Source organism: Neorhizobium sp. P1_A6 (assembly GCF_056406795.1).
The window spans coordinates 381,696-406,508 of sequence record NZ_JBFTZM010000006.1 but is presented as its reverse complement, the minus strand read 5'-3'; the positions used below and the strand labels follow the sequence as shown (position 1 = coordinate 406,508).

At 60.2% G+C, this 24,813-nt stretch carries 17 protein-coding genes; 9 read left to right on the top strand and 8 right to left on the bottom strand.

Annotated features, from left to right (window positions below):
* Positions 1-7 precede the first annotated feature (7 nt).
* Entirely contained in the window at positions 8-847 is an 840-nt protein-coding gene (locus AC1D3C_RS15430) for an IclR family transcriptional regulator (RefSeq protein ID WP_477483510.1), read from the bottom strand.
* A 102-nt stretch (positions 848-949) separates the two neighbouring features.
* Here AC1D3C_RS15430 and AC1D3C_RS15425 point away from each other — a divergent pair, with 102 nt between their 5' ends.
* Entirely contained in the window at positions 950-2,146 is a 1,197-nt protein-coding gene (locus AC1D3C_RS15425; protein ID WP_477483488.1) for an aminotransferase class V-fold PLP-dependent enzyme, read from the top strand.
* 30 nt (positions 2,147-2,176) lie between these two features.
* Complete coding sequence (locus AC1D3C_RS15420; protein WP_477483487.1) at positions 2,177-4,012, top strand: ABC transporter ATP-binding protein; 1,836 nt, start codon at positions 2,177-2,179, stop codon at positions 4,010-4,012.
* 25 nt (positions 4,013-4,037) lie between these two features.
* Here the strand turns inward: AC1D3C_RS15420 and AC1D3C_RS15415 are convergent, their stop codons facing one another.
* From AC1D3C_RS15415 to AC1D3C_RS15405, 3 genes are all read right to left on the bottom strand, one after another.
* The gene (locus tag AC1D3C_RS15415; protein WP_477483486.1) at positions 4,038-5,591 is read right to left on the bottom strand and encodes an acetolactate synthase large subunit; all 1,554 of its coding nucleotides are present in this window, start codon (positions 5,589-5,591) and stop codon (positions 4,038-4,040) included.
* A gap of 97 nt (positions 5,592-5,688) precedes the next feature.
* On the bottom strand, positions 5,689-6,996 hold the full coding sequence (gene gabT / locus AC1D3C_RS15410; protein ID WP_477483485.1) for a 4-aminobutyrate--2-oxoglutarate transaminase: 1,308 nt from the start codon (positions 6,994-6,996) through the stop codon (positions 5,689-5,691).
* Positions 6,997-7,070: 74 nt separating this feature from the next.
* Positions 7,071-7,655 carry a cupin domain-containing protein gene (locus AC1D3C_RS15405; protein WP_477483484.1) on the bottom strand — a complete coding sequence of 195 codons (585 nt, stop codon included), beginning with the start codon at positions 7,653-7,655 and terminating at the stop codon, positions 7,071-7,073.
* Between the two features lie 931 nt (positions 7,656-8,586).
* On the opposite strand from AC1D3C_RS15405, the gene AC1D3C_RS15400 reads away from it, so the two are divergent.
* Positions 8,587-8,853: a DUF6894 family protein gene (locus AC1D3C_RS15400; RefSeq protein ID WP_038546054.1), complete on the top strand. Its 267-nt coding sequence runs from the start codon at positions 8,587-8,589 to the stop codon at positions 8,851-8,853.
* A gap of 12 nt (positions 8,854-8,865) precedes the next feature.
* On the opposite strand, the gene AC1D3C_RS15395 is transcribed toward AC1D3C_RS15400, so the two are convergent.
* Complete coding sequence (locus AC1D3C_RS15395) at positions 8,866-9,399, bottom strand: hypothetical protein (protein WP_038546051.1); 534 nt, start codon at positions 9,397-9,399, stop codon at positions 8,866-8,868.
* Positions 9,341-10,156: a response regulator transcription factor gene (locus tag AC1D3C_RS15390; protein ID WP_157885179.1), complete on the bottom strand. Its 816-nt coding sequence runs from the start codon at positions 10,154-10,156 to the stop codon at positions 9,341-9,343. The genes AC1D3C_RS15395 and AC1D3C_RS15390 overlap by 59 nt, the downstream gene beginning before the upstream one ends.
* Before the next feature lie 634 nt (positions 10,157-10,790).
* Here AC1D3C_RS15390 and AC1D3C_RS15385 point away from each other — a divergent pair.
* The 4 genes from AC1D3C_RS15385 (at position 10,791) to AC1D3C_RS15370 (ending at position 18,091) form a co-directional block, all read left to right on the top strand.
* Complete coding sequence (locus AC1D3C_RS15385; protein ID WP_477483483.1) at positions 10,791-12,452, top strand: hypothetical protein; 1,662 nt, start codon at positions 10,791-10,793, stop codon at positions 12,450-12,452.
* Positions 12,453-12,577: 125 nt separating this feature from the next.
* Entirely contained in the window at positions 12,578-14,575 is a 1,998-nt protein-coding gene (locus AC1D3C_RS15380; RefSeq protein WP_477483482.1) for a hypothetical protein, read from the top strand.
* A 131-nt stretch (positions 14,576-14,706) separates the two neighbouring features.
* Positions 14,707-16,740 (top strand): type I secretion system permease/ATPase, encoded by a 2,034-nt coding sequence (locus AC1D3C_RS15375; protein WP_477483481.1) that lies wholly within the window; start codon positions 14,707-14,709, stop codon positions 16,738-16,740.
* Between the two features lie 10 nt (positions 16,741-16,750).
* Entirely contained in the window at positions 16,751-18,091 is a 1,341-nt protein-coding gene (locus tag AC1D3C_RS15370) for an HlyD family type I secretion periplasmic adaptor subunit (RefSeq protein WP_038546045.1), read from the top strand.
* A 781-nt stretch (positions 18,092-18,872) separates the two neighbouring features.
* Here the strand turns inward: AC1D3C_RS15370 and AC1D3C_RS15365 are convergent.
* Complete coding sequence (locus AC1D3C_RS15365) at positions 18,873-20,417, bottom strand: hypothetical protein (protein WP_477483480.1); 1,545 nt, start codon at positions 20,415-20,417, stop codon at positions 18,873-18,875.
* Between the two features lie 302 nt (positions 20,418-20,719).
* Between AC1D3C_RS15365 and AC1D3C_RS15360 the strand changes: the two genes are divergently transcribed.
* A complete protein-coding gene (locus tag AC1D3C_RS15360; RefSeq protein WP_477483479.1) occupies positions 20,720-22,294 on the top strand; it encodes an O-antigen ligase family protein in 1,575 nt (524 codons plus the stop codon).
* A 38-nt stretch (positions 22,295-22,332) separates the two neighbouring features.
* Here AC1D3C_RS15360 and AC1D3C_RS15355 read toward each other — a convergent pair whose 3' ends face one another.
* Positions 22,333-23,349, bottom strand: a complete 1,017-nt coding sequence (locus AC1D3C_RS15355; protein WP_477483478.1) for a glycosyltransferase family 2 protein — start codon at positions 23,347-23,349, stop codon at positions 22,333-22,335.
* A gap of 242 nt (positions 23,350-23,591) precedes the next feature.
* Here AC1D3C_RS15355 and AC1D3C_RS15350 point away from each other — a divergent pair, with 242 nt between their 5' ends.
* Complete coding sequence (locus AC1D3C_RS15350; RefSeq protein WP_477483477.1) at positions 23,592-24,797, top strand: glycosyltransferase; 1,206 nt, start codon at positions 23,592-23,594, stop codon at positions 24,795-24,797.
* Positions 24,798-24,813: the final 16 nt, after the last annotated feature.

Below are 24,813 nucleotides of genomic sequence, written 5' to 3'. Positions count from 1 at the left end.
GACAAGGTCAGTGGTTGCGCCAACCCATCAGCTTCTCGATCCGCTGGGCGGAAGCGCGGACGTGCTCCGTATAGTGGTTCCGGTCGGACACGACCTTCTGTTCAGGCAGCACGATGGAGATGGTGGCGACGCACTCACCGCTCCGGTCGCAGACCGGCGAGGCGATGCAGGCAACCGCATAATCGGACTCCGCCACCTGGATCGACAGCCGCTCCTCAAACGCCTTGCCGGCCGAGTCGGACAGCGTGCGGGCGTCGATCTCGGCGCGGCCGGTGGGCGAGGTGCGGGCGCAGCGCTTGAAAAGCTCGATCCGCTCGGCCTCGGGCAGGTGCCCGACGAGAAGCCGGCCGGATGCCGTCCAGTTGAGCGGCACGCGGGTGCCGACGCGCGAAGCGACCTGGTAATGGCTCGGGCCGTCCGCCATGGCGAGCACCAGCATGTAATCACCGTCGCGGCCGCAGACCTGCACGGTTTCGCCGGCCTGCCGGCAGAGGTCGTGCATTTCGTGGGTCGCGACGCTCATGAAATCCAGCGACCGGGCATAAGCGAGGCCGTAGTGGTAGAGGCGGGCGCCGAGCCAGATCGAACCGTCGGCATTGCGGGCAAGCATGTTCTTCTCGACCAGATCGTCAATGATCACATAGACGGTCGACAGCGGCGCCTTGACCGCCTTGGCGATCGCATAGGCGCCGGTCGGCGCACCCGTTTCATAGAGATAATCGATCACCTGCAGTGCGCGGTCGATGCCGCTCACGCGCGAGCGGCGCGCGCCCTTGGCTTCCGTCTCCGTTTCGGAAACGGCCTCAACGGAGAGGTCTGCGGATGAAGTCTTCGCGTCCAACTCGATGTTCCCCGTGGGGCTCCTCGTGTGATTTCGAGAGGCTATTACATTACTATGGCATAACTGTCGATGGCAATTCGCGGTTGGCCGTCACTTTGGAGAACGACAATGTCCGATGATATTCGCACCCAGATCGGCCTTCGCCCGGTCATCAACGTTTCCGGCACGATGACGAGCCTCGGGGCCTCCATCGTGGTTCCGGAGGCGGTCGCGGCGATGTCGGCGATCCTGCCGCAATTCGTCGAGATCAACGATCTGCAGCGCAAGGCAAGCGCGATCATCTCCCGGTTGACCGGCGGTGAGGTAGGCTTCGTCACGGCCTCCTGCTCCTCGGGTATCAGCCTCGCGGTCGCTGGCGCCATCACCGGCAACAACCTGCTGGCAATCGAGAAACTGCCGGACACGGTGCCGGACAAGAACGAAGTGCTCGTACAGATGGGCCATGTGGTGAGCTATGGCGCACCGGTGGACCAGGCGATCCGGCTCGCCGGCGGCAAGGTCGTGCTGATCGGCCAGGCGACCTCGACGCATCGCTACCATATGGAGAATGCAATCACGGAGAAGACGGCTGCGGCCGTCTATGTCGTCTCGCATCACGTCGTCGACTACGGCCTGCTCAACCTTGTCGAATTCGTCGAAATCGCCCATGCGAAGGGTGTGCCGGTCATCGTCGACGCGGCTTCCGAATATGACCTCAAGCTCTTCCTTTCTCAGGGTGCGGATATCGTCCTTTATTCCGGCCACAAGTTCCTCGGTGGGCCGACTTCGGGCATCGTTGCCGGCAAAAAGGAGCTGGTGCGCAGCGCCTTCCTGCAGAACATGGGCATCGGCCGGGGCATGAAGGTCGGCAAGGAAAGCGTGTTCGGCGTCATGGCGGCGCTGGAAGCCTGGGAAAAGCGTGACCATGCGGGTATCCGAGAGCGCGAAACCGGCTACCTGAACCTCTGGAAACGGACGCTCGACGGCCGCCCCGGCGTCACCGCGCTTATCGAGCCGGATCCGACCAACAACCCGCTCGACCGCATGCGGGTGATCATCTCGGCGCCGGAAGCGCATATCACCGCCTGGGATTTCGCAGCAGCACTCGGCCGTGGCAATCCGCCGGTCATCGTCCGCGACCATGAGGTGGAACATCACTATTTCTACCTCGATCCCTGCAACCTGCATCCTGGCCAGGAAACCATCGTCGCGGCCCGCCTGACGGAAGAGCTCGACAAGGCTCGGGCCTCCAACGAGATCATCGCGACGCCGATCGAAGAACGCAGCCGCCACCGTTTCGACGGCGCGCTTCGTTGGCCGGACTGAACTGACAACAACGACAGGAAGGGAACGATCATGGCCATTTCGCAAGCACAAGCCGTCCAGTCCACTCAGCCGGTCCTCTCCGTCGAGAACCTGACGACCTCGTTCAACGTGGACGGCGAGTGGAAGTCGGTCGTGCGTGACGTTTCCTTCACCGTCGCTCCCGGCGAAACCGTGGCGATCGTCGGCGAAAGCGGGTCGGGCAAGAGCGTCACTTCGCTCTCGATCATGCGGCTTCTGCAGGAAGGCACCAGTCGCATCGAGGGTAAGATCATGCTCGGCGGGCGCGATCTTCTGGCGCTTCCCGAACACGAGATGCGCAAGGTGCGTGGCAACGATGTCGCGATGATCTTCCAGGAGCCGATGACGAGCCTCAATCCGCTCTTCACCATCGGCGACCAGATTTCCGAGGCGCTGCTCTGCCACAAGGCGATGTCGGCGGCCGATGCGAAGGCCGAAACCATCCGGCTGCTCGAAAAGGTGCGTATCCCATCTGCGGCCTCGCGCTTCGACGAATATCCGCATCGCTTTTCCGGCGGTATGCGCCAGCGCGTGATGATCGCAATGGCGCTGGCGTCGAAGCCGAAACTGCTGATCGCCGACGAACCGACGACGGCGCTCGACGTGACGATCCAGGGCCAGATCCTCGATCTCATCAAGCTGCTGCAGGACGAGGAGGGGACGTCGGTCCTGTTCATCACCCATGACATGGGCGTCGTCGCTGAAGTCGCCGACCGGACGATCGTGATGTATCGCGGCGAGCAGGTGGAGACGGGCGACACGCCGGACATTTTTCATCGCGGCAAACACCCCTATACGCGGGCGCTGCTTGCGGCCGTGCCGGTGCTCGGCTCGATGCAGAAGTACCAGCGACCGCTGCGCTTTCCCGTCGTCAACACGGCGACCGGGGAATCCGACGTCCAGGTGGAAGTGGCCGATACGGTTGCCGCCAATGAGCGGCCGGTTCTGGAGGTGAAGAACCTCACCAAGCGTTTCGATATCCATTCGGGCTTGTTTGGTCGGGTGAGCGGTCGCGTGCACGCGGTCGAGAACGTCTCCTTCGATCTGCAGGCCGGCGAGACGCTGTCGCTGGTCGGCGAAAGCGGCTGCGGCAAGTCGACGACCGGCCGCGCGATCATGCGGCTGATCGAGCCGGACGCCGGTTCGGTGGTCGTCGAGGGCCGGGACGTGCTGGCATTGGACAAACGCGAAATGCGCGAGATGCGCAAATCCGTGCAGATGATCTTCCAGGACCCGTTCGCCTCGCTCAATCCCCGCATGACGATCGGCCAGGCGATCGCCGAGCCCTATCTCGAACACAGGATGGGGACGGCAAAACAGGCGAAGGAAGTCGTCGCCGACATGCTGCGCAAGGTCGGGCTGACGCCCGACATGGTGAACCGTTATCCGCACGAATTCTCCGGCGGCCAGCGCCAGCGCATCTGCATCGCCCGGGCGCTTGCGCTCGAACCGAAGGTGATCGTTGCGGACGAAAGCGTCTCGGCACTCGACGTGTCGATCAAGGCGCAGGTCATCAACCTGATGCTCGACCTGCAGCAGAGCCTGAACCTCGCCTTCCTGTTCATCAGCCACGACATGGCGGTGGTTGAGCGGGTCAGCCACCGGGTGGCGGTCATGTATCTCGGGGAGATCGTCGAGATCGGTCCGCGCGCCTCCGTGTTCGGCAATCCGCAGCACGCGTATACGAAGAAACTGATGGCTGCCGTGCCGGTACCGGACCCCGATCGTCGCCGCGAAAAACGGGTGGTCGCCAGCGACGAGCTCAAGAGCCCGATCCGCCCCGTCGACTATAAAGTCAATCCGCTTGGCTATAAGACTGTTTCACCGGGTCATCTGGTCGCGATGTAACGGTTGCGGCCAATCTCTGCAGCAATCAGTCGATGACGGTCTCGATCAGGAAAGGCCCCTTGCGGCTAAGCGCGCCGTCGAACAGCTTGACGAATTCCTCGATCGTCGTCGCACGGCCGGCTTCGACGCCGAGGCCCTTGGCGAGCGAGCACCAGTCGAGTTTCGGCGCGTCGAGATCGAGCATCCGCTGGGCATTGCGGCCGTAGGCGTTGACGCCGACATTGGTCATTTCGCCCTGAAGGATGCGGTAGGCGCTGTTGGCGAAGACGATGGTGACGACGTCGAGTTGCTCGCGAGCCTGGGTCCAGAGGCCCTGCACGGTATACATGCCGCTGCCGTCGGCCTGCATCGCCACCACCTTGCGATCCGGTGCGCCGATCGCAGCGCCTGCAGCCAGCGGAATGCCGATGCCGATGGCGCCGCCGGTGATCGGAAGGTGATCGTGGGGCGGGAGCCCGGGCGCCAGGACCGGATATTTGCCGACGGAGGTCAGGCCTTCATCGATGATGATGGCGTTTTCCGGAAGTCGGCGGCCGATGGCGAAGCTGATCGCATCGGGCGTCAGCGCGCCGGTCGGCACCTGGATATCACCCCGCGTCAACCGGTTGCGGATGAAATCCGCATCCGGCTTGATGCCAAGGGCATCGGCAAGCGTCGCCAGCACGTCCGCGAGATCGTGTTCGTGTTCGGCGAGTTGGATGATCTCGCAGGAGGGCGGCAGGGTCGTGCTCGGTTTCCCGGGATAGGCAAAGAAGGTGACCGGGCGTGGTCCGCCGATGCAGATGGCGACCTCGAAATCCTTGAGCGCTTCGACCGCGAGATCGATCTTGTAGGGCACCGGTCTGACGAATGCGCGCCCGGCGCCGCGGGCGCTACGGCCCGAGGACGTTGAAAAAAGTACCGCGCCGGTGGCGGCAGCGATCCGGCCGGCAGTCTCGACCGGCTTTTCCCGCATCGCCTGGCCGGCCAGCATGATCACGACACGCTTGCCGCTGCGCAAGGCGGCGACGGAGGAATTCAGGGCTTCGGGGTCGATGGCCGGCGGGGCAGGGACTGCGGCCGGCGTGAGCGTTTCCGGCGAGACCTCACCCCAGGCGGCGTCCGCCGGCAAGATCATGGTCGAGACGCCGCGATTGGCAAGCGCCGCCACATAACTCTCTTCGGTGCAGCGGCGGATATCAGCTGGGCCGCTGGCGCGTCCGACCCAATGGGACATCGGCCGGGCCAGGCTTTCGATATCGCTGGTCAGCGGCGCGTCATATTGAAGGTGATAGGAGGCATGATCGCCGACGATGTTCAGCATCGGCGTACGGGCGCGGCGGGCATTGTGGAGGTTGGCCAGACCATTGGCGAGGCCCGGGCCGAGGTGGAGAAGGGTGGCGGCAGGCTTGTCCGCCATGCGGGCATAACCGTCGGCAGCGCCCGTGACGACACCTTCCGACAGGCCGAGCACGCAGCGCATGGCCGGCTTGCGGTCGAGAGCGGCGACGAAATGCATCTCCGATGTGCCGGGATTGGCAAAACAGACATCGACGCCGTTCACCAGAAGGACATCACACAGCATATCGGCGCCGTTCATGCGCTTTTCCTTATCTTTGCAGCGTTCCCAAAGGCCACTGCGACCAAGAGAAACCGCGGGCCGGATCGGTCCTGCGGTCAGCGGCGATGAGTGAGGCTCAGGCGGCTGCCGAAGCGGTTGCGTCGGAGAATGCGGCTTCAATCGAAGCTTCGAGAATGGCGAGCCCTTCCTCCAGAACCTCCCACTCGATGGTGAGTGGCGGCAGCAAACGGATCACATTGAAGCGTGTCCCGCAAGACAGGAGGATCAGACCGCGGGCTTCCGCTTCCGCGACGATGCGGTTGGTGAGGGCAGGCGCCGCCGTTTTCGATTGGCGGTCCTCGACCAGTTCGAACGCGACCATGGCGCCTAGGCCGCGCACGTCGCCGATATGTTCCATGCCCTGGCGGGTGGCGATTGCCGTCAGCCGCTCGGTGATCCGGCGGCCGACTTCGGCGGCGCGTTCGCAGAGCTTCTCATCTTCGATGACGTCGAGTACGGCGTTGGCGGCGGCGACGCTCAGCGGATTGCCGGCATAGGTACCGCCCAGCCCACCTGGATGGGCTGCATTCATGATCTCGGCCTTGCCGGTGACGGCCGAAAGCGGAAAGCCGCCGGCGAGGCCCTTCGCCATGGTGATCATATCCGGCTTTACGCCGGCATGTTCGAAGCCGAACATCCTGCCGGTGCGCGCCATGCCTGCCTGGATTTCGTCGGCGATCAGCACGATGCCGTATTTATCCGCGACTTCGCGAAGGTGTACGAGGAATTCCTTCGGCGCGACGTTGAAGCCGCCTTCGCCCTGGACCGGTTCGACGATGAAGGCCGCAATCCGCTCCGGGTCGACATCGGCGGCAAACAGCCGTTCGAGGCCGGCGATCGCCTCCTCGGTCGAGAAGCCGAGATAGGGGTTGGGGAAGGGCGCATGGTAGATATCGGCCGGGAAGGGGCCGAAATTCTTCTTGTAGGGCATGACCTTGCCGGTCAACGCCATGCCGAGCATGGTGCGGCCGTGGAAGGCGCCGGAAAAGGCGATGACGCCGGCGCGGCCGGTATGGGCGCGGGCGATCTTCACGGCATTTTCGACGGCTTCAGCACCCGTGGTCACCAGCATGGTGCGGTTTTCGGCGCCGGTCGGCGCCATCGCGTTCAGCCGCTCGGCGAGCCGCACGTAACCTTCGTAAGGCGCGACGTGGAAGCAGGTATGGGTGAAATGTTCAGCCTGTTCGGCGACGGCGCGCATCACGGCCGGATGGCGGTGGCCGGTATTGTTGACCGCGATGCCGGCGGCGAAATCGACGAAGCGCCTGCCGTCGACATCCCAGAGTTCGGCGTTCAAGGCTTTGTGGGCGAAGATACCCCTTGTGCCGACACCGCCGGCGACGGCGGCTTTCTGGCGGGATTGCAGATCTGCTGAGACGGTCATGGCGATATCCCCTAAAGTCGATGACCTAAGCTATAATCTTGCTCATTATATTGAGCAAGAGGGGAATCGCGAAATCAGAGATAGGGCGGCGAGCAGGCCGAAATAACGATCGTCTGCCGGTCGGAGGGGTTGCGGAATCGGTGCGGAATACGGCTGTCGAAGAGGTAAGCCTCGCCGGCCTTGAGGATGCGGACGTCGTCGCCGACCGTCACTTCCAGCTCGCCCTCGACCACATAGCCGCCTTCCGAGGAACCGTGCTGCAGCCGTGTTTCGCCAGTGTCCGCATGGGGGCCGTAAATCTCGTGGAGGATCTGCAGGTTATGCGCCCGCGCATCGCCGATCTGGCGAAAGATCAGCGTGCCGTCACCGCCTGCAATCGGCGATGTGGCAACCCTGGAAGTCAGGTCGACCAGTTCATGTGCCGAGAAGAACGGGCCTTTCGGCGGGCTGCGCTCCGGCTCGAAAAAATCGCCCATGCCGACGCCGAGACCGTTCAGGATCTTGCGGAGCGTCGAAACGGAGGGACTGACCTTGTTGGTCTCGACATTGGATATCTGTGCGTGCGGAACGCCGGCCCGCTCGGCGAGCTGGCGCTGCGAAAGCCCGGCCGCCCCGCGCATGGCGTTGAGGCGCGCACCGATATCGAACTTTTCATCCATTGGCTTGGTCCCGACTGTTCGGGTCGGTTATGCCGTGGATCTGGATCGTGATCAACTGGATGATATTTTGAGCGGATGATGGCCGCAAGCTTTGGCGTAATCAACGTAGGGTCGCCCCCGTCGATAGGCCTAAGGATATAGCTCATTTGGCGCAACTGCCTGCGACTCACGCGCGTGTTATCCTCCGGCCCTGCGGATCACAGAGGATTTCGCCGATGTTCAGGTGCAGAGACTGCAAGGACACGGGCTGGGTTTGCGAAGCTCATCCCGCCAAGCCGTATACCGGTACCCGATGCTGCGGCTGCGGTGCGGTTGAAATGCCATGTCCCCGCTGTTTCGCGACCCATGGCCTGGACAAATATCCAGAGGTCGGGCGGGTCTTCCCGAAGCAATTCGGCTTCGAGCTCAGGTCATCGGTTCAAGGTTCTGACGATCGCCCCTAGCGGAGCGATACCGTATCGAGATATCCGCCGACCAGTTCGGGTTCGGAGCGCTCTGATGTGGTGCAAGTGTAAATCTACGCACCCAGCGGAGTCTCCTTGAGGAAAGCTGCGGCATCTTCAGGAAATCGACCTTTAGAATGACAGCCTTTTCGTTGCCGCATTGAACCATGATTGGGCGAGCATCCCTATGCATTTGGCAGGGTGTTGGCTAACGGAGAAGCGCCCATCGCCGCCGTGTGATCCCCATCAAAACTGAGGGGAATGCGGAGGGGGGAACGCTATTTTTTTCCCGGTTTCCAAGGTGGGACGCCAATTCCAGGTTGACCGGCGCGATGGGTAATTTATATATCTGCTAATGTTCTGATTGAGCCTAAACGCAGATCGGGAGATGGGGGGTAAGCGCTTGGAGGTTGGAGCGCCCGCTTCCGTGACGGTTGGATTCGCAATTGAAGCGGCCGCCAGGCTAACCCCGGGGGAGTTTGGGTTCCATGGTGAAATATTTCCTGAATGTCGATCTGAAGGACGGTTTCATTCCGGATACGGAAGGACTTGATTTCCTCAACCTCGAGAGAGCCACAGCTGAAGTCATCTCCGGAATGAGAGACATCATCGTCGAGCATATTCAGCAGGGAGAAACCCTGGCGTTGCGGGCCATATCGATCACCGACGATGCCGGGCATCTCATATCGATCGTTACGCTGGCCGACGCCGTCAACGGTTTCCTGCCTGGGATGAAGGTCTCGGGCCTGGGGTAAGGCTTTGCGGATTTAGGTCGGGAAGCCGTAACGTTCGGTGATCCCCCAGAACATCCGGTTGATTGCGACGAGCGAGTTGATGCTCTCCTGAATACGGCCGATTTCCCGGGCGTCCAGCTCCTCGATCTTTCCGTATTTGATCTCGTCCCGGCTTTCGAAGATGCGCATCGATTGCGTGACGTTGCGGCCGCTGTCGGGATCGAATGAATAGATGCAGTGGTTGTATTTGTTACGGAGCTTGGCTTCCTCGGAAAGGCGGCGGGTGGCTTCCAGGATCTCCCTGCGGCAGACCGGTGCGGTCTTGCGCATCTTGGTCAGCCTGTCCACGAGGTCGATGCGCGCGCGCGTCGTGTTCAAGGTCAGGAAGATGACGATTGCCGTTTCCTTGTCCACTTTGGCAAGGCCGGCAATCATGTGGATCAACAGGCTTTCTGTGTTGGTCCACGTATAGTTCAGCTGCCCAATCAGGAGCAGGATGTCCTGCAGCCTAGTACTTGTCGCCCGAGAGGGAGCGGCCGTCCTGGCCGCGGTTCGTGTCGCCTGCATTGCCGGTTACATCCTTGCGTCTATATTCAAAATAGAGAGCGACGACTTCCGTTCTGTTATGCACGCCAAGCTTGGTAATGATGTTGTGAATATGAATCTTTACTGTGTGTTCTGATAGGCTCAGGGCGGCGGCGATGATCTTGTTCTGGTTGCCCATGGCCATTCTGGCGAGAATTTCGTTCTCACGCTTCGTGAGCTTTTCGATCGCCTGTTTGCCGGCATTGTATGGGGCCGGCTTGGTGTCAGCCGGATCCTCGCTTGTTTCCGGAGGCGGGCTTCGCTGAGCGCGGTAACCTGTCGACGGGAAATATGTACCGCCCTTCAATACGATCCGCAGGCCTGACAGGAAGACATCGAGATTGACGTTGAACGGCAGTATCCCCTGAACGATTTCAAGCTCTTTTGCTCTTTGATGATCGGAGGCTATTTCGCCGTCGTCGGTACCGATCAGCGCGAGTGTTGCAGCGGGATGATAGCGGGCCAGTTCCGGCCAGTATTCGGCGAGCGCAGAGGCTAGGCGGACATCCGCCAGCATGAGCTGAACCGGATTGTCAAATTCCGCCGAGGCCAGCTTGAGATCGGGAACCGTCTTGACGCAAAGCCACGGAAATTCGCTTTCGATGGCCGCAGTCATTGCGGTGGAGATTGTTCCCGGCGAGCAGATGAAGAGGAGTGTCCGGATTGCATTCATTCTCTTCAAGGCGTTTGTTGCCAGATCCAAGCCGACATGTTGTGAAACACCATGCGGAATTTGCATGGATAGACCTCCCTCCCGTCGTTGATCGAAAGTACACGCAAAGTGGTGCTCCGAAGATCTTATTAGGGAACGGTAAACCAAGACCGGAAGGGTGGGAATAGACCGAACGATTTACCGAATAGATCGAATCGGTGATGGGATTTGGCATTACAGGTCGTTTTTCCGCGAACGAACCATGATCAGACAGCGTTTCCTCCGGTGAGACGCGAGTTGCTGCATACATAAGGCTGCATTTATCACCGATGTGCCTACCTCTTCTTGGTTAGACCATTTCACCCATAGAACTATGCTCACATAGTATTCATCAGGTTGCGCTAGCTCGAAATATTACCTTATTTCTTCTGAGCAATCGGGACAAAGTGCCTCATCCCGAAGCAGCTGAAGAACGAGCGCTGAAGAACGTTCGTCGATGCGCGCTGTCACGAGCATACGGCCATGCCGCCGCTCGTTCCAGGTCTCTCGGGAAACTAGGGGAGAGCTAAAAAAATCAGACATCACGAGAGAAAGACCGGCGAACGGTCGCGTTGACGCGCGCCCTCTCGCCAGAGGCCAATGACTCACTTCAACAGCGACGAGCAAAGACCCCAAGAAGATGAATGGTGGTCACGCCGTCGCAGTCAAAGAGGATACTGTGATGGTAGACAAACGCCACGCGTTCAACACTGTTGTCGACGATCCGACGGACAGCCAGGAACAGCAACAGCAACAGCAGGAACAACAACAGCAGCAACAGTCCAGCGACCAGAGCCAGACGAGCGAGTCGACGAACGACAACGACAACTGGAATGGCAACGGCAATCTGAACCTGAACGGTAACGGCAACCTGAACCTCAACGGCAATCTCAACGAGAACGTCAACGAGACTACCGTGGGCGTCGCTGTCGATGTCGGTGTCGACCTTGAAGGTTACACGCCGACGGACGACGACTTTGCCGATGTCGACATGCAGCACAGTTCCATCGACGGGATGTTCAACATTCGCATCGATGACTTGCTCAACAACTCCCTGAACGGTGAAGGCAATGATGTCGGCAACGTCTTCAGCCAGGTCGCCAACATCCAGGACAATGACAAGCTCGAAAGCGCCACCGTCAGCAACGATGGTTCGTTCGAACTGAATGGCACTGCCGAGGGCGGCATTGCGCTTGCCTCCGACGGTATCAATGCCGGCGGCGGCGGTGGCAATGGCGGAAGCCATGCAGATGCCGATGGCGGTGATGGCGGCAATGGCGGTACCGCGCTTGGCGGCTTCGCGGTTGGCGGTGACGGCCTTGGCGGTTTGGCCGCAAGCGTCGCAGCCGGCGGTAAAGGCGAAGGCGGCGATGCCGATGGCGGCGACGGCGACAGCGGCGATGCCGAAAGCGATGCCGATGGCGGCAAGGGTATCGGTGGCCGTGGCGGCAATGGTGGCGACGGTCTCGGTCTCGGCCTGGGTCTCGGCCTCGGTCTTGGCGCCGGGCTCGCCTTTGCCGGCGATGGCGATCAGGGCGGCAGCAACACGGCTGGCGACGGCGCTGCAGGCGGCAATTCCGGCAACTCCACCGGTGGCAATGCTTCCGACGCCGGAGACGGCGGGGATTCGAACGGCGGAGCATCGGCAACCACGATCGGCAGCAGCCTCGGCTTGCTCAATCCGATCTTCGCCGACGGCGATGGCGGTGCGGGCGGCCCTGCCGGTGACGGTGGTGGAAACACCGGTGGTGACGGCGGCGATCCGACCGGCGGTGACGGCGGCGCTGGTGGCGACACCGCGGATGCCGGTGACGGCGGCGCTGGTGGCAGTGCCCTTGGGGCCGGTCTCGGAGCTGGTTTCGGCGCCGGGCTTGGTGCCGGGCTTGGTGGCGACGGCGCAGCAGGTGCCGCCGGTACCGGCGGCGCAGCAACATCCGACGCAGCAACCAGCGGCGATGCTACCGGCGGTGACGCAACATCGGGTGCCGGCGAAGGTGGCGCGGCGCTGAGTGGCGCATGGGCCGATGGTACCGGCGGTGGCGCGGTAGGTGGCTGGGCATTCGGCGGTGCTGGTGCTGCTGGCGGCGATGGCGGCCTGGCCTATACCGGCGCCGGCGGAGCTGGCGGCGACGGCGGTGTCTGGGGCTCGCACAACGGTGACGACGGTTTCGTGACCGGCACAAGCTCCGCTTCGGCCGATGCCTCAATCGACACCCACGCCTTCAACCAGGAAATCGTGATGGGTGCGAACCTGCAGCAGAACGCAATCGACATGACAATCGTCGGCGGCGATCTCCACAGCACGGTGGCAGGCGACGACACCCACGACGGCACCAGTCTCTAAGCCGTCGCTTTCCCTGCTCCAGGCAGAGACCTTCACATCGTGGACTGCGCAGATCTCCTGCGCAGTCCCTCATTCCGAACGACCTGTGGTCCAGGCATGCCCATACAAAGGCAGCGGTTATGACGATGATGGATACAATCACGGAGGAAATCGCTCATTTCATCGGGCTCTTCCACACGAACGTCGAGGATGCGCGCCTGCGGGATAATTATACCGATTTCTCGCTCAACACGCCCGAACAATTCATCCCGCCATCTGTCGCGACCCCATCCCATTTCGAGGCGCCTTACGACCTGCTCGGCTTCGATCCGTCGGTGGTCTACAAGGCTCCCGCCACTTTCACGCCCATCTGGCATCCCCACTTCGTGGGTCGATATGACCATCCGTCAATTCCCATCGTAGAAATCAGGACACATTACGGCCGGCATGAGATGCCGCGGCACGAGTATCCGTCCTATGCGAGCGGCAAGTCATTTACATTGGGGATACAGCCTCTTGGCTCGGTGGTGAACTTCATCGTTCAGGCCGCCTCGCTTTCCGACAATGACAGCTTCGGCGTCGGAGGACACGGCCTCACGTTCAATCCTGCTCCGGTTGACAACGGCGAGCTGCTGGATAGGGCGCAGGAGGTCTTGTCGGATGCGCCGATCGGCCATCTCGACATGCCCGAATCCTCGGCAGACCTTATCGAGATCATCAAGTCCGTCGCCAGCGAGCTGGAGTCCCTTTCAGCCGATTCCGGCGGGCCGATGGAAGCTTTCGTCCATCAATCCACGACGATCGAAGGTACCTACGTCAACGGAGTGCTCGTCGACGAGGCGCCGAAGCTGGAGGATTATCACTCCTTCGGTAAGGATACAGATGACGCCGACGCGGAGGAGGATGCTCATTCATCCAACGCCAAGATCTTTGCGGATGGCTCCGTCCAGGTAGACGCTTCGGTCGAACTGATCGGCGGCGCCAATACCACCGTCAACGATGCCGTCCTCAAGAATATCTGGACGGGCGCAACGGTGACGGCGGTCGTCGGCGATCATTTCGAGATCAACGCGATCATCCAGGTCAATGTCATTCAGGATGTCGACGCCATTACCTCGGCGATCAGCAGCTGGACGAACGACGGCGCACCCGACGAAATATTCAACATCGCCACATTCCACAGGGTCGATCCGCTGCAGGACGACAGTGCCTCCTCGCATGCCAGCGGAGGTTATCCCGGAAGCTGGATTGTCACGGAGATCCAGGGCGACCTGCTGATCGTCAATTGGCTGGAGCAGTACATCTTCATGTCCGACAATGACGTCGGCATCCTGTCGTCCTCCGGCGCCACCACCAAGGTCATTGGCGGCGACAACATGAGCGTGAACCAGACCTCGATCTACGAGCTCAGCCATGCCTACGATCTGATATTGGTTGGCGGCAGCCTTTACGACGCCAATATCATCCACCAGATGAACATATTGTTCGACAACGATGTTGTCGGCGCGGTCACGGGTTTCGAAACGACCGGCGAGGGCGCGTTTTCCAGCGCTGGGAACCTGCTCTGGAACCAGGCCCATATCTACAATATTGGCGGCGCCGATCGTTTCGACACGCTGCCTTCCGCCTACCTGGACACGGCGGCCGATTTTGCCGGCGGCGGAAGAAATCTCTCCAGCGGCGTTCTGACTGATCCGGCGTTTGCGGGATTGGCCGGGTTGCGCGTTCTCTATATCAGCGGCGACATGYTGAATATCCAGTATATCAGCCAGACCAGCATCGTCGGCGACAGCGATCAGATCGCCCTGGCGATGAATGCCGTCAATCCTCACGCGGAAGCGACATGGTCGATCTCGACCGGGGGAAATACGCTCATCAACAACGCCGCGATCGCCGACCTGGACTCTCTTGGCCATACCTATGTCGGCGGCGAGCAATACTCCCAGGAAACGCTTTTCCAATCGGGATTGATTTCAAGCCACCCGGAATTGGCGGCGCACGATCCCGATGCACTGGTCAACGAAGCGGTGGCCTTTCTCGACGATTCGATGCTGCAAGCCGATCCAACCGAGCCTGGATACGGCGTGCCTGTGGATCATGACGGCCACTATCAGAACGATGGACTGCAACATGTGCTCGGATAATGGGGGGAAACATGTCGGACGCCCAAAAGAGGGCCGACCTAGAACAGGCCCACGATCACGATGAAAGTCGGCAACTTGCCGGGGAGGAATTTTATGCAAAATTGGAGCGCGCCGTGGACGAATGCCTGAAAATGTCATCCGGTGACGCAGTCTCTTCAGCAACGATATCCAGGCTGGAACCCAAGAACTCACCACCGAGTTCATTGCGCGTGAACGAGGGCTCGTCGGGCGCCGATATTCTGGCCATGCCTGCCAATGGCAGGATCATCGAACCGGAGATCGAGCCGAAGCCTCCGCAGCGCGAAGCGACGGAGGCAAAGGCGCCGGAAGGCATGATCACGATCGATGCCGACACCGGGCCATTGCGGACAGAGGCAAAGCCCTTTGGAAAGCCGCCGACGACCGGTGGCGGGCGTGGCGGCGACGGTACGTTTCACAAGCGCCTCGCGCCGGTCGACTTTTCTGCCAGCCTGCGCGCCGGCGTTACTGCGGTGCGGCGGAACCTGGCGATCGTCATGTTTTTCACCGTCGCCAGCAATATCCTCGTGCTTGCGATTCCGACCTACCTGTTCCAGATATCGGACCGGGTGCTGACCAGCCGTTCTCTCGACACGCTGGTGATGTTGACGATCGTGATCGTCGGAGCGGTCATCCTGCAGGCGGCCTTCGACGCTCTTCGACGCTTCATCCTGATGCGGACCGCGGTGGAAATCGCGGCACAGCTTGGCGCTCCGATCCTGAGCGCCGCTGCCCGCGCCTCGCTTCAAAGCAATGGTCGCGAATATCAGGTGCTGGGCGATCTTCAGCAGGTTCGTTCATTCCTCGTCTCCAGGACCTTGCTGTCGTTTCTCGATGCGCCGATCGCACCTCTCTTCGTGGTGGCGGTCTTTCTCATCCACCCGCATCTCGGCTTCATCGTGGTGCTGACAGCCCTCATGCTGCTGGCCTTCACCCAGATCAACCAGCGGATGACCGCCGAGCCGTTTGCCGAAGCCAACACGGCGCAGGTGAAGGCCAACCTTCATCTGGAATCGATGTCGCGCAATTCTCAGATCATCAACGCGCTCGCCATGATCCCGGAGACGGTGCAGATCTGGGGCAAGGACACGGCTTCGTCGCTCAAGTCGCAGGTCATTGCCCAGGACCGGAATATCACCATTGCGGCCATATCAAAGGCCTGCCGCCTTCTGACGCAGATCGCGATGCTCGGCTGGGGCGCCTTCCTGTCGATCGAAGGGCAGCTCACCGGGGGCATGGTGATCGCTGCCTCCATCATTGCGGGTCGCGCGTTGGCGCCGATCGAAGGGGCCATCGAAGGATGGAACCAATACAGCCAGTCCCGCGCGGCCTACGGGCGCATATCGGCGCTGCTGAAATCCTCGCCATTGAATTTCGACCGCCTGAACCTGCCGAAGCCCGAAGGGCGCCTGGACGTCGAGCGCCTCCTTTATGTACCGCAGGGAACCAAGCGCGTCGTGCTCAACGGCGTTTCGTTTGCCCTGCAGCCGGGAGATTCCCTGGCGATCATCGGCAATTCCGGTGCCGGCAAGACGACACTCGGAAAAATGCTCGTCGGATCGGTCCTGCCGACGTCGGGGAGTGTCCGATTGGATCTGATGGATCTGAGGAACTGGGATCAGCGCCAGTTCGGCGAAAATATCGGCTACCTGCCGCAGGATGTGCAGCTCTTTCCCGGCACGATAAAGTCCAATATCGCCCGGATGCGGATGGACGCCGACGATGAGCAGATCTACCGGGCCGCAATGCTTGCCGATGTTCATGAAATGATAGCCAGCCTGCCACACGGATACGAAACCGTGGTGGCGGCCGATGGCTCTCCTCTTTCCGGCGGCCAAAAGCAGCGTATTGCGCTTGCCCGGGCATTTTTCGGCGATCCAAGGATGGTGGTGCTGGATGAGCCGAATTCCAATCTGGACAATGCGGGCGATGCGGCGCTGCTCCACGCACTTCAGCATGCCAAGGAACACAAGATAACCGTCGCGACGATCACGCAACGTCCGGCTCTCCTCAGCAGCGTCGACAAGGTCCTGCTGCTGGTCAACGGCACCGTCGCGCTGTTCGGAATGCGGGCGGATGTCCTGAAAGCCATCGAAGCGCGCGGCATCGATATCAATACCGGGTCATTCGGCCATCAGTTGCTATAGGGGTTGGGGCATGTCTGCTGTCGCGAAGGTACACGATCTCGAATGGTACTCGGAGGTTCCTCGGTCGGTCTGGAAACAGACGGTCGCCGGCCTTGCGCTGACGGCCATAGCCTTCGGCGGTTTCGGTACTTGGGCTGCGACCGCCCCGCTTGCGGCAGCCGTCATCGCCCAGGGCAGTTTCGTCGCAACCGGCCGCAACAAGATCGTTCAGCATTTCGAGGGCGGCATCATCAGGGAACTGCTGGTCAACGAAGGCGACCAGGTTGTCGAAAACCAGCCGGTAATCAGGCTGGACGAGACCGCGTCGCAGGCCAAGAAACGGGAATTCTTCCTCAGACGCGTCAGGCTGGAAGCAACGGCCGCCCGGCTTACCGCTCAATCCGAGGCCGCCGACTCCATGACGATTTCGTCATACCTCAACGATTTCAGGGATGACCCGGATGTTTCCGCGATTATCCTCACGCAACAGCTCAACTTCAAGGCCCAGCGCATGAAGCTGGCGACCGAGCTTTCTCTGCTGAAGCAGAATATGAAGGCATTGGAGTTCCGGAGCGAAGGTTACACCCGCCATCGCGATGCCATGTCGCGACAGCTCATGTTGCTCAAGGACGAATACGATACCAAGCGGGTCCTGCTGACCAAGGGATTGTTGCGCGCAACCGAGGTCAGAGCGCTTGAGCGGGCGATTGCCGATGCCGAGGGGCAGATCGGCCGCCTGGAGGCAGAAGTTTCGGAAACCGGAGCCGAGCTCCTGAAGGGGCAGCAGGAGATCACGCGTGCGGAGGAAACGTATCGGGAGGAGGCACTCGACCGCTTGCAATCGATCCAAGGCGAGCGTGATGCGGCGCGTGAACAATCACGCGAAGCCGACGACGTGCTGCGCCGGGCTACGATCCTCGCGCCGGTCTCCGGCACGGTCGTGCGGACCTACTACCATACGACGGGTGGCGTCATCGAAAGCGGCAAGGGGATCATGGAGATCCTGCCGGCCGGCGTGCCGTTGATCATCGAGGCAAAGGTGCCGCGCAACGAGATCGATAGCGTCAAGGTGGGACAAAAGGCGACGATCCGTCTCATCGCCTTGAACCAGCGCACCACCCCGGTCCTGAGGGGCGAGGTGTTTTATGTCTCTGCGGACGCAATGGAGGATAGCAAGGCGGGGCTCTCAAACCACGACGTCTATGTCGCGCGCATCAACATCTCGTCCGAGGAGATCGCCCGCATCAAGGGATTTACCCCGCAACCCGGCATGCCTGCGGAGATCATGATTCAAACCGCAGTCAGGACTTTTTTCAGCTATCTGATCAAGCCGGTTGTCGACAGCATGTCGAGAGCATTCACCGAACGCTGACAGAGTGTAACGCTCGTGGGGACGCCCGCACTTGGTGCTTCCCCGCTGCTGCCAAAAAAGAAGCCCTCGCCGATCAAACAGCGAGGGCGTCCACAAACGGGAAGTCATCGAGGCTGACAGGACGCCTCGCACACCATAACACCACGAGCCATGAGAAATGTCAGGTTCACCAAAAGGAGAAGGCCCGACCGTTTTTCCCGTTCGAGCCTTCAGCAGTCTGTTTGGCGAAAGTATTATTCCCTTATCTGCACACCATATCAACTCAATCAAAAGGATTAGGTTCTATCAAACGTTGCAGTAAGTATGTGATTTAATAATCACCGGTTGATTCCTCTTTTTCCACATAGGATTTGAGGCGATGTACATGAGGTAGATCGCTATTCACTCAAAATTTATTGAGCTAAATTAGGTATCGGAAAGTTACACTTGAGGTGTGGCCCGTTTGCAATATCGCCGATCTAGGATTGTGGTACTTTGTAGTGCGGACTTGAGCAGAACGCCTCGGGTTTCGGCGTGGTAGGCTGACCGGTTGCCATACCCAGGCAGCCGGTCAGTTGTTTGATGAATACCTTCATCGCATCCGCTCAATCTTTCGACGACCAAAGTCTGGCGGGCATCCGCTCCTCGAGGACATCGGATTTCAGGCCCATTGCTTTTGGGGATGGAGCGCATCAGGCGCCAACCGGCGTCCATGGCAAGGACGTATGTCCATACCTTTCGCGGTTCCGCCTTCGGGTGATGTCGCGGGTTCCAACTGCCGAGCAGAAGCGGATGAGACGGCTTACAGGGCAGGTTTGCGCTTAAGAACCTGTTGGATAGCTTGCCATTTCGGGTGGCTGCCGCCCTCTTCTTCCAGCAATCCCCAGCTGCCCCATTTGTTGGGTTCGCTCATCGACGAAAACACGGCGTAGAGGCCTCCGCCCGACATCCGCCAATTCTTGAGATGGCGAAGGTAGAGTTCGCCCATTCGGCGGTCGCGATTGGCTGCAACAAAGAGATTTGTCAGTCGTTCGTTGTTTTCCGCTCCGCTGCTGCCAACCAGATGTTGGCCCCCTTCATAGGCATAGAGCTTGACGCCGTATCGTTTGGCGATCGCTGCCTGCTCCTGAATGGTTTTCTTGTTGTCTGTCTCGACTTCATTCTCGAGTGCCGAGAAGAGGCGGTTGAGCGACCATCTCGAAACCTCTTCCTGTCGGTCCGGCGCGCCAAAGCCCCCACCGAAATAGGGAGCTATCGCAAGCACATCCGCATGCGCCTTGACACCTTTCCACGACAGGATCGTCTCGCTGGTCCAGACGTTTACGGATTGTGCCGAATAGACGCCGACGATCCTCTGTCTGGCGGCACCGAAAATGTCTTCCCAGATTGCCAGTATTTCGTTTGTCCGCTGTGCGTAATAGCGGAGCTGCGCTTCGTAGTCATTGGTCGAGAAGCCGAGAGCAAGGCCGCGGCTGCGGGCATGGTCGGCCTGATCGAAGCTGGTGTTCCAGACTTCATTGGAATATTCCACATGGATATTGAGATCCGGGTCGAGGTCTTTCCTGACCTGTTCCGCGAAACGACGAACATAGTCGTCGTCGGCAAGATGGGGCATGTTGAACCACGGATCCGATTTTAGCAGATTGCAGAGCTCGATCATGTGTTCGAGCGGGACGCCGAGTTCGGATTTACCGAACTGGCCGGGCCTTGGCCTGTCGCTCCAGCTCTGGACCTTCGAATTGTTGGTTCCCATCCAGTCCATGAAGCGCAGCGTCGACATGCCGCTCAGCCGGTCCAGAAATGGCGCCCTGAACGTCTCCTTCGGTATTGGTCCGCGCTCATACACCCGGATATTGCGGATCGGATCGGTGGGATCGGTTTCCATCACCATGGAGGTGAAGGGAGCATCCTTTCGAAGATTGCGCACATCGTCGCGCCCCGGCGACCGAGACTCCAGTTCGGCGCCGGCTATGTAGCCAAGCTTGCCCTTGCCGTCGTAGTGGACCGAAAGCTGGACCGGCAGGTTTTTTCGATGCGCTGTGAAGATCAGGAAGCTCTCGACGAACGATCCGGCCGGAACTCGCGTCGGATACCCGTCCTTGGTCATCGGCGGCAGCGGCGTGTCCCATGTGAAGGGGGCGTCCTTGACCTGCACCCGCCAGGGCGAAGCATTGTRGGCGAGGTTGGAAAAAGCCTGCTCGGTTGCCCAATAGCTCATTCCGGTGATGTTCAGTCCCACTTGCTCGGGAAAAATCTCGTCGCTCGCGTTGGCGCCGGAGGGGATGCCGCTCAGGACTGGTGCGATCGCGACATTCGACAGCATTTGGAGAAACATTCGGCGGTTCACGGCGGATCCTTTCCTGATGCTGGCGTTGGGTCGTCGGTTTCAATGGGCAGGAACTGTGGGCGCGGCCGTCTTGAATCGAACGGCATAGCAGGAGCGCAGGCAAGCAAGGCAAATGGCGGTACGGGGGCTACGATCGAAGTAGGCGTTAGCTCTTTTGGATATGTGTGGGAAGGCGAGCCGGGCGTGTAGCCTAAGTCGAGGCGCGCAGCCGGGGTTGCGCATTGGCAAGGGGCAGCCATATGGGGAAAAGTCGCAGCGCGAGACGTCTTAGCACGGGCGCGGTTTCAGGCGCGAGAGCTTAAATGCCTGAGTATCTCCGTGCTCTCCTCTACGTTCTGATCATCAGTGCTCCCGCGCTTTATATCGCCGGCAAGGTTGCCGTGCCCCTCATAGGCGAAGCTGAATTCAAGCTTTGGCGCAATTGCTGGGTCATCGCGACCTGCGCTACTTTCTTGTCGCGAAGTTTCTTCGATTTCGCTGCCGCGCTTGCGATCATGAGCCTATATATCCATCGAAATTCCAAGCAGCCCGTCCTGCTCTACGTGATCCTGATGTTCGTGGCGCCCTGCGTTCCGATCGGGGTGGGCATTCCGGGCGTTTTCAACAGGATCATCGATCTTGATCCGCCGCGCCTGCTGGCGGTCGTCATCCTGTTGCCGATCGCGATCAGGCTCTGGAGAGAGCACGACAATCGAGAACTTCGCGGCCCGGACGTCCTGGTCATCGCCTTCTTCGTCTATATATCCTTGCTCGCCCTGCGTCTGGGGGATCTGAATTCTATTCTGCGCGTGGTACCGGGCTATTTTCTCGACATTCTGCTTCCCTACTTCGTCTTCAGCCGATCGCTGCGCTCGGCGCTGGAAATAAACCAGGTATTGCTCGCCTTCGTCGTCGCGGCGCTGCCGCTTGCCGCGATCGGATTTTTCGAAATCTGGAGAAACTGGCGGATCTATTACGTGGTGGTGCTGCAATGGGACGTGGTGTTGATCACCGTCTATCTTTTCCGCGACGGTTTTCTGCGTGCCGCTACGACGTCGGTGGAGTCCATCGCGTTCGGATTCCTTTGCATGACCGCGGGTGGCTGTCTGCTGGCGTTGCGGACGCCAAAGTCGTTGGGCCTCTGGCGATATGCTGCGCTCGGCGTGCTGATGATCGGGCTTCTGTCCAGTGTCTCGCGCGGCCCCTGGCTTGGTTTCGCGCTCTGCGCAATGGTGCTGCTGCTGACCAATCTGCGGGTCTCGCTCAAGCTGCTGGTCGGAATGATCCCGGGTATTGCCACTCTGATATTTGTGCATCCGCCATTCATCGACCGGTTTACCAACCTGCTTCCATTTGTCGGTTCTGCCGACAAGGGCAGCGAGACCTATCGCTCCAGGCTTTTCGAAAACTCGATTATCGTCATCGAGCGTTATCCGCTTTTCGGATCGGACACATTCGTGCGCGAGCCGGAGATGCAAACGATGATCCAGGGGCAGGGCATCGTGGACGTGGTGAATACCTACCTGCAGATTTCACTCCATTATGGATTGATCGGCCTGCTGTTGTTCGCGATGTTCTTTGGCGTGCTCGCGATCAAACTCGCTGCCATGTTCTGGACGAGCAAATCGGATATCGTCAGTTATGAGGGCGTGCTTGCGCTCCTAGCCGCCATGCTTTTCACCATCGCGACCACCAGCAGCGTTTCGGTCATTCCCTATATCTACTGGCCGTTCTCTGGTCTCTGCGCCGCACTTCTGAGACGAGGCGCGGGCATGGAGTGGGAGTTTTTTCCGCTGGCCAGGGCAGGGATGAAAAGCATGGGAACCGGGCTGCCATACCCGGTCATGCAGACTTCCGTCGAGGTCAAAAAGATGCGGGTTCTGGGGTCGCGCCACTAGCGGCGGACAACCGCCGAGCCGGTGTTCAGCAATGGCTACTATTTATATTCGATGATCCGCTGTTGGCGATTGATCAGCCGGTTTACATAAAACTGAGCGATGCCCTGCATCTCCGGGAACTTGCCGAGGACATCGAATGTGGCGAAGATCCATCTATCACCTGGTTTGGATGCGGTTCTGAACGCCAGGCGCAGGATCTGAAGCGGATAGGCCAGCAGCAGCGCGAGGCCTACAGGATCGAGAACCGTGCCGAAGATCGCTGCCAGTGGTACCAAACCGCCCCAGAAAACCGCGCGCCTGAAATTCCTGGTCCATATCCTGGATGGAGATTTCCGGTGGAGATGGGACACCTGTGCATAGGCATGCCCGCAACGCACGCTTCTCCGCCACCATTGGCTCAGACGGCTTATGTCCGCATCGTGACGCGTCATTTCGCAGGGAAGGCGCCAGATCTTCCAGCCCCTCTCTCGCAGGCGGACGCAAAGTTCCGGTTCCTCTCCCGCGATCAGCTCGTTGGAGTAACCGCCGAGATCCTTGAGGGCAGAGGCTCTGATGAGGATATCGCCGCCGCATGCCGGGACTTCGCCGGGCGGGCCCTCCCATTCGCGGTCGCACATGGCGTTGAAGATCGTGCGGTCGGGATGCCGTTCGCGCCGATCTCCGAAGACCAGCGCGACATCCTTGCGCATGACCAGAAAGGTTGTGGCCGTCGCGATCCACCTGGCGTCAAGTTCGCAGTCCCCATCCAGGAACTGCACAAAGGCCGTGTCGGGCCAGCGCCGCATGGCAGCATCAAAACCCGCATTGCGCGCGCGTGCCGCCGTGAATGGAATTGTCATGTCGAGCGGCAAAACCTCCGCGCAGAGCTTGGCGGCCGCCTCGACGCTGCCGTCCGACGAGGCTGAATCCACGTAGATCGTACGCTCGCGATGGTTCTTCAGGGAATTGAGGCAGTCGATGAGCCGCTGCCCTTCGTTACGTCCGATCACAACGACACAGACATCAGCTCCGAGCCCGGAATAGGTGCCGCGGTGCATTTGGATATCCATGTCCATGTGCGCGTATCCCCCGGCCGTTGGTTTATCGGTAGTCATCTGTCGCGATCTCGGCCCCGGAACGTGATAAGCCTCTATACTGTCTGTATAATTTCAGCTCGCTGGTGTAAATTTACCTCTTTGGTGGAAGCCGATGCAGCGCTCCTAAGCTCTTTGTTGCACTGAGCCCGCGAAACCCTTTTTGATATACCTGATCCAGGGGAATTGCCGCTGATAGGCAAATATGAAGGGGCGCTTGTGGAATGCGGATTGCGTATTTCACCAATCAATATCCGGCGCCGAGCCACACGTTCATACGGCGCGAAATCGTGGCGCTTGAGGCGAGGGGGCATCGGGTCGAAAGATATGCGATACGCCCCTTTCGCGGCACATTGAAGGATCCCGAGGATATCGGGGAAGCCCGCCGCACCCGCCATATCCTGCGGACCCCGATGATAAGAGCCTTTGCAAGCGTCGTTCGCCAAGCGCTTGCCCGCCCCGGTCCCTCGTTGAAAGCCTTGGGAGTTGCGCTCCGGTTCGCGAGGACGTCCGGAGGACGTTACCTGCGTCACCTGGTCTATTTCTGGGAGGCGATGATCCTGGCCGATTGGTGCCGCAGGGATAAGATCGATCACCTGCATGTGCATTTCGGCACCAACCCCGCGACGGTCGCGACATTGGCGCATGAGATCGGTGGCATGAAGTTCAGTTTCACCGTGCACGGGCCGGAGGAGTTCGATCGGCCTGAGACGCTGGGGCTTGGCGACAAGATCCGGGCGTCGTCGTTTGTCGTCGCTGTCAGCTCCTACGGCCGCAGTCAGCTGCTGCGCTGGGCCGACCTTGGAGACTGGCGGAAGATCGAGGTGGTTCACTGCGGCATCGACCAGCGTTATCTGAGCGACGATGTGGAGCTAAACCGCTCCGATCCGCGTCTTGTCTGCGTCGCGCGGCTCTCCGAGCAAAAAGGCCATCTCCTTCTGCTTCAGGCGGCGGCTAACCTGCGGGCCGAGGGGACGCATTTCGAACTCGTTCTTGTCGGCGATGGCCCGTTGCGGGCCGAAATCGGACGCGAGATCGAACGGCTCGGACTCGGCGACACAGTCGTACTGATGGGCATGATCTCACAGGACGATGTGCGCAACGAAATTCTTCGCGCCAAGGCTCTGGTTCTGCCAAGCTTCGCGGAAGGCCTTCCCGTCGTGCTGATGGAAAGCATGGCGTTGAAGCGCCCGGTGATCTCGACCTATGTCGCCGGCATCCCGGAGCTTGTTCAACCGGACAATGGCTGGCTCGTTCCAGCCGGTGACCTGGAGGCATTGACCGGCGCAATGCGGCAGGCGTTGTTCGCAAGCGATGTCGAGTTGTTCCGCAAGGGCGAGGCGGGGCGGCGGCGGGCGCTCGAACGGCACGACATCAACAAGTCGGCGGCGGCATTGGAAATATTGATGGCCAGACCGGGTATTATTTGAGCCGGGTGTTGCTTGT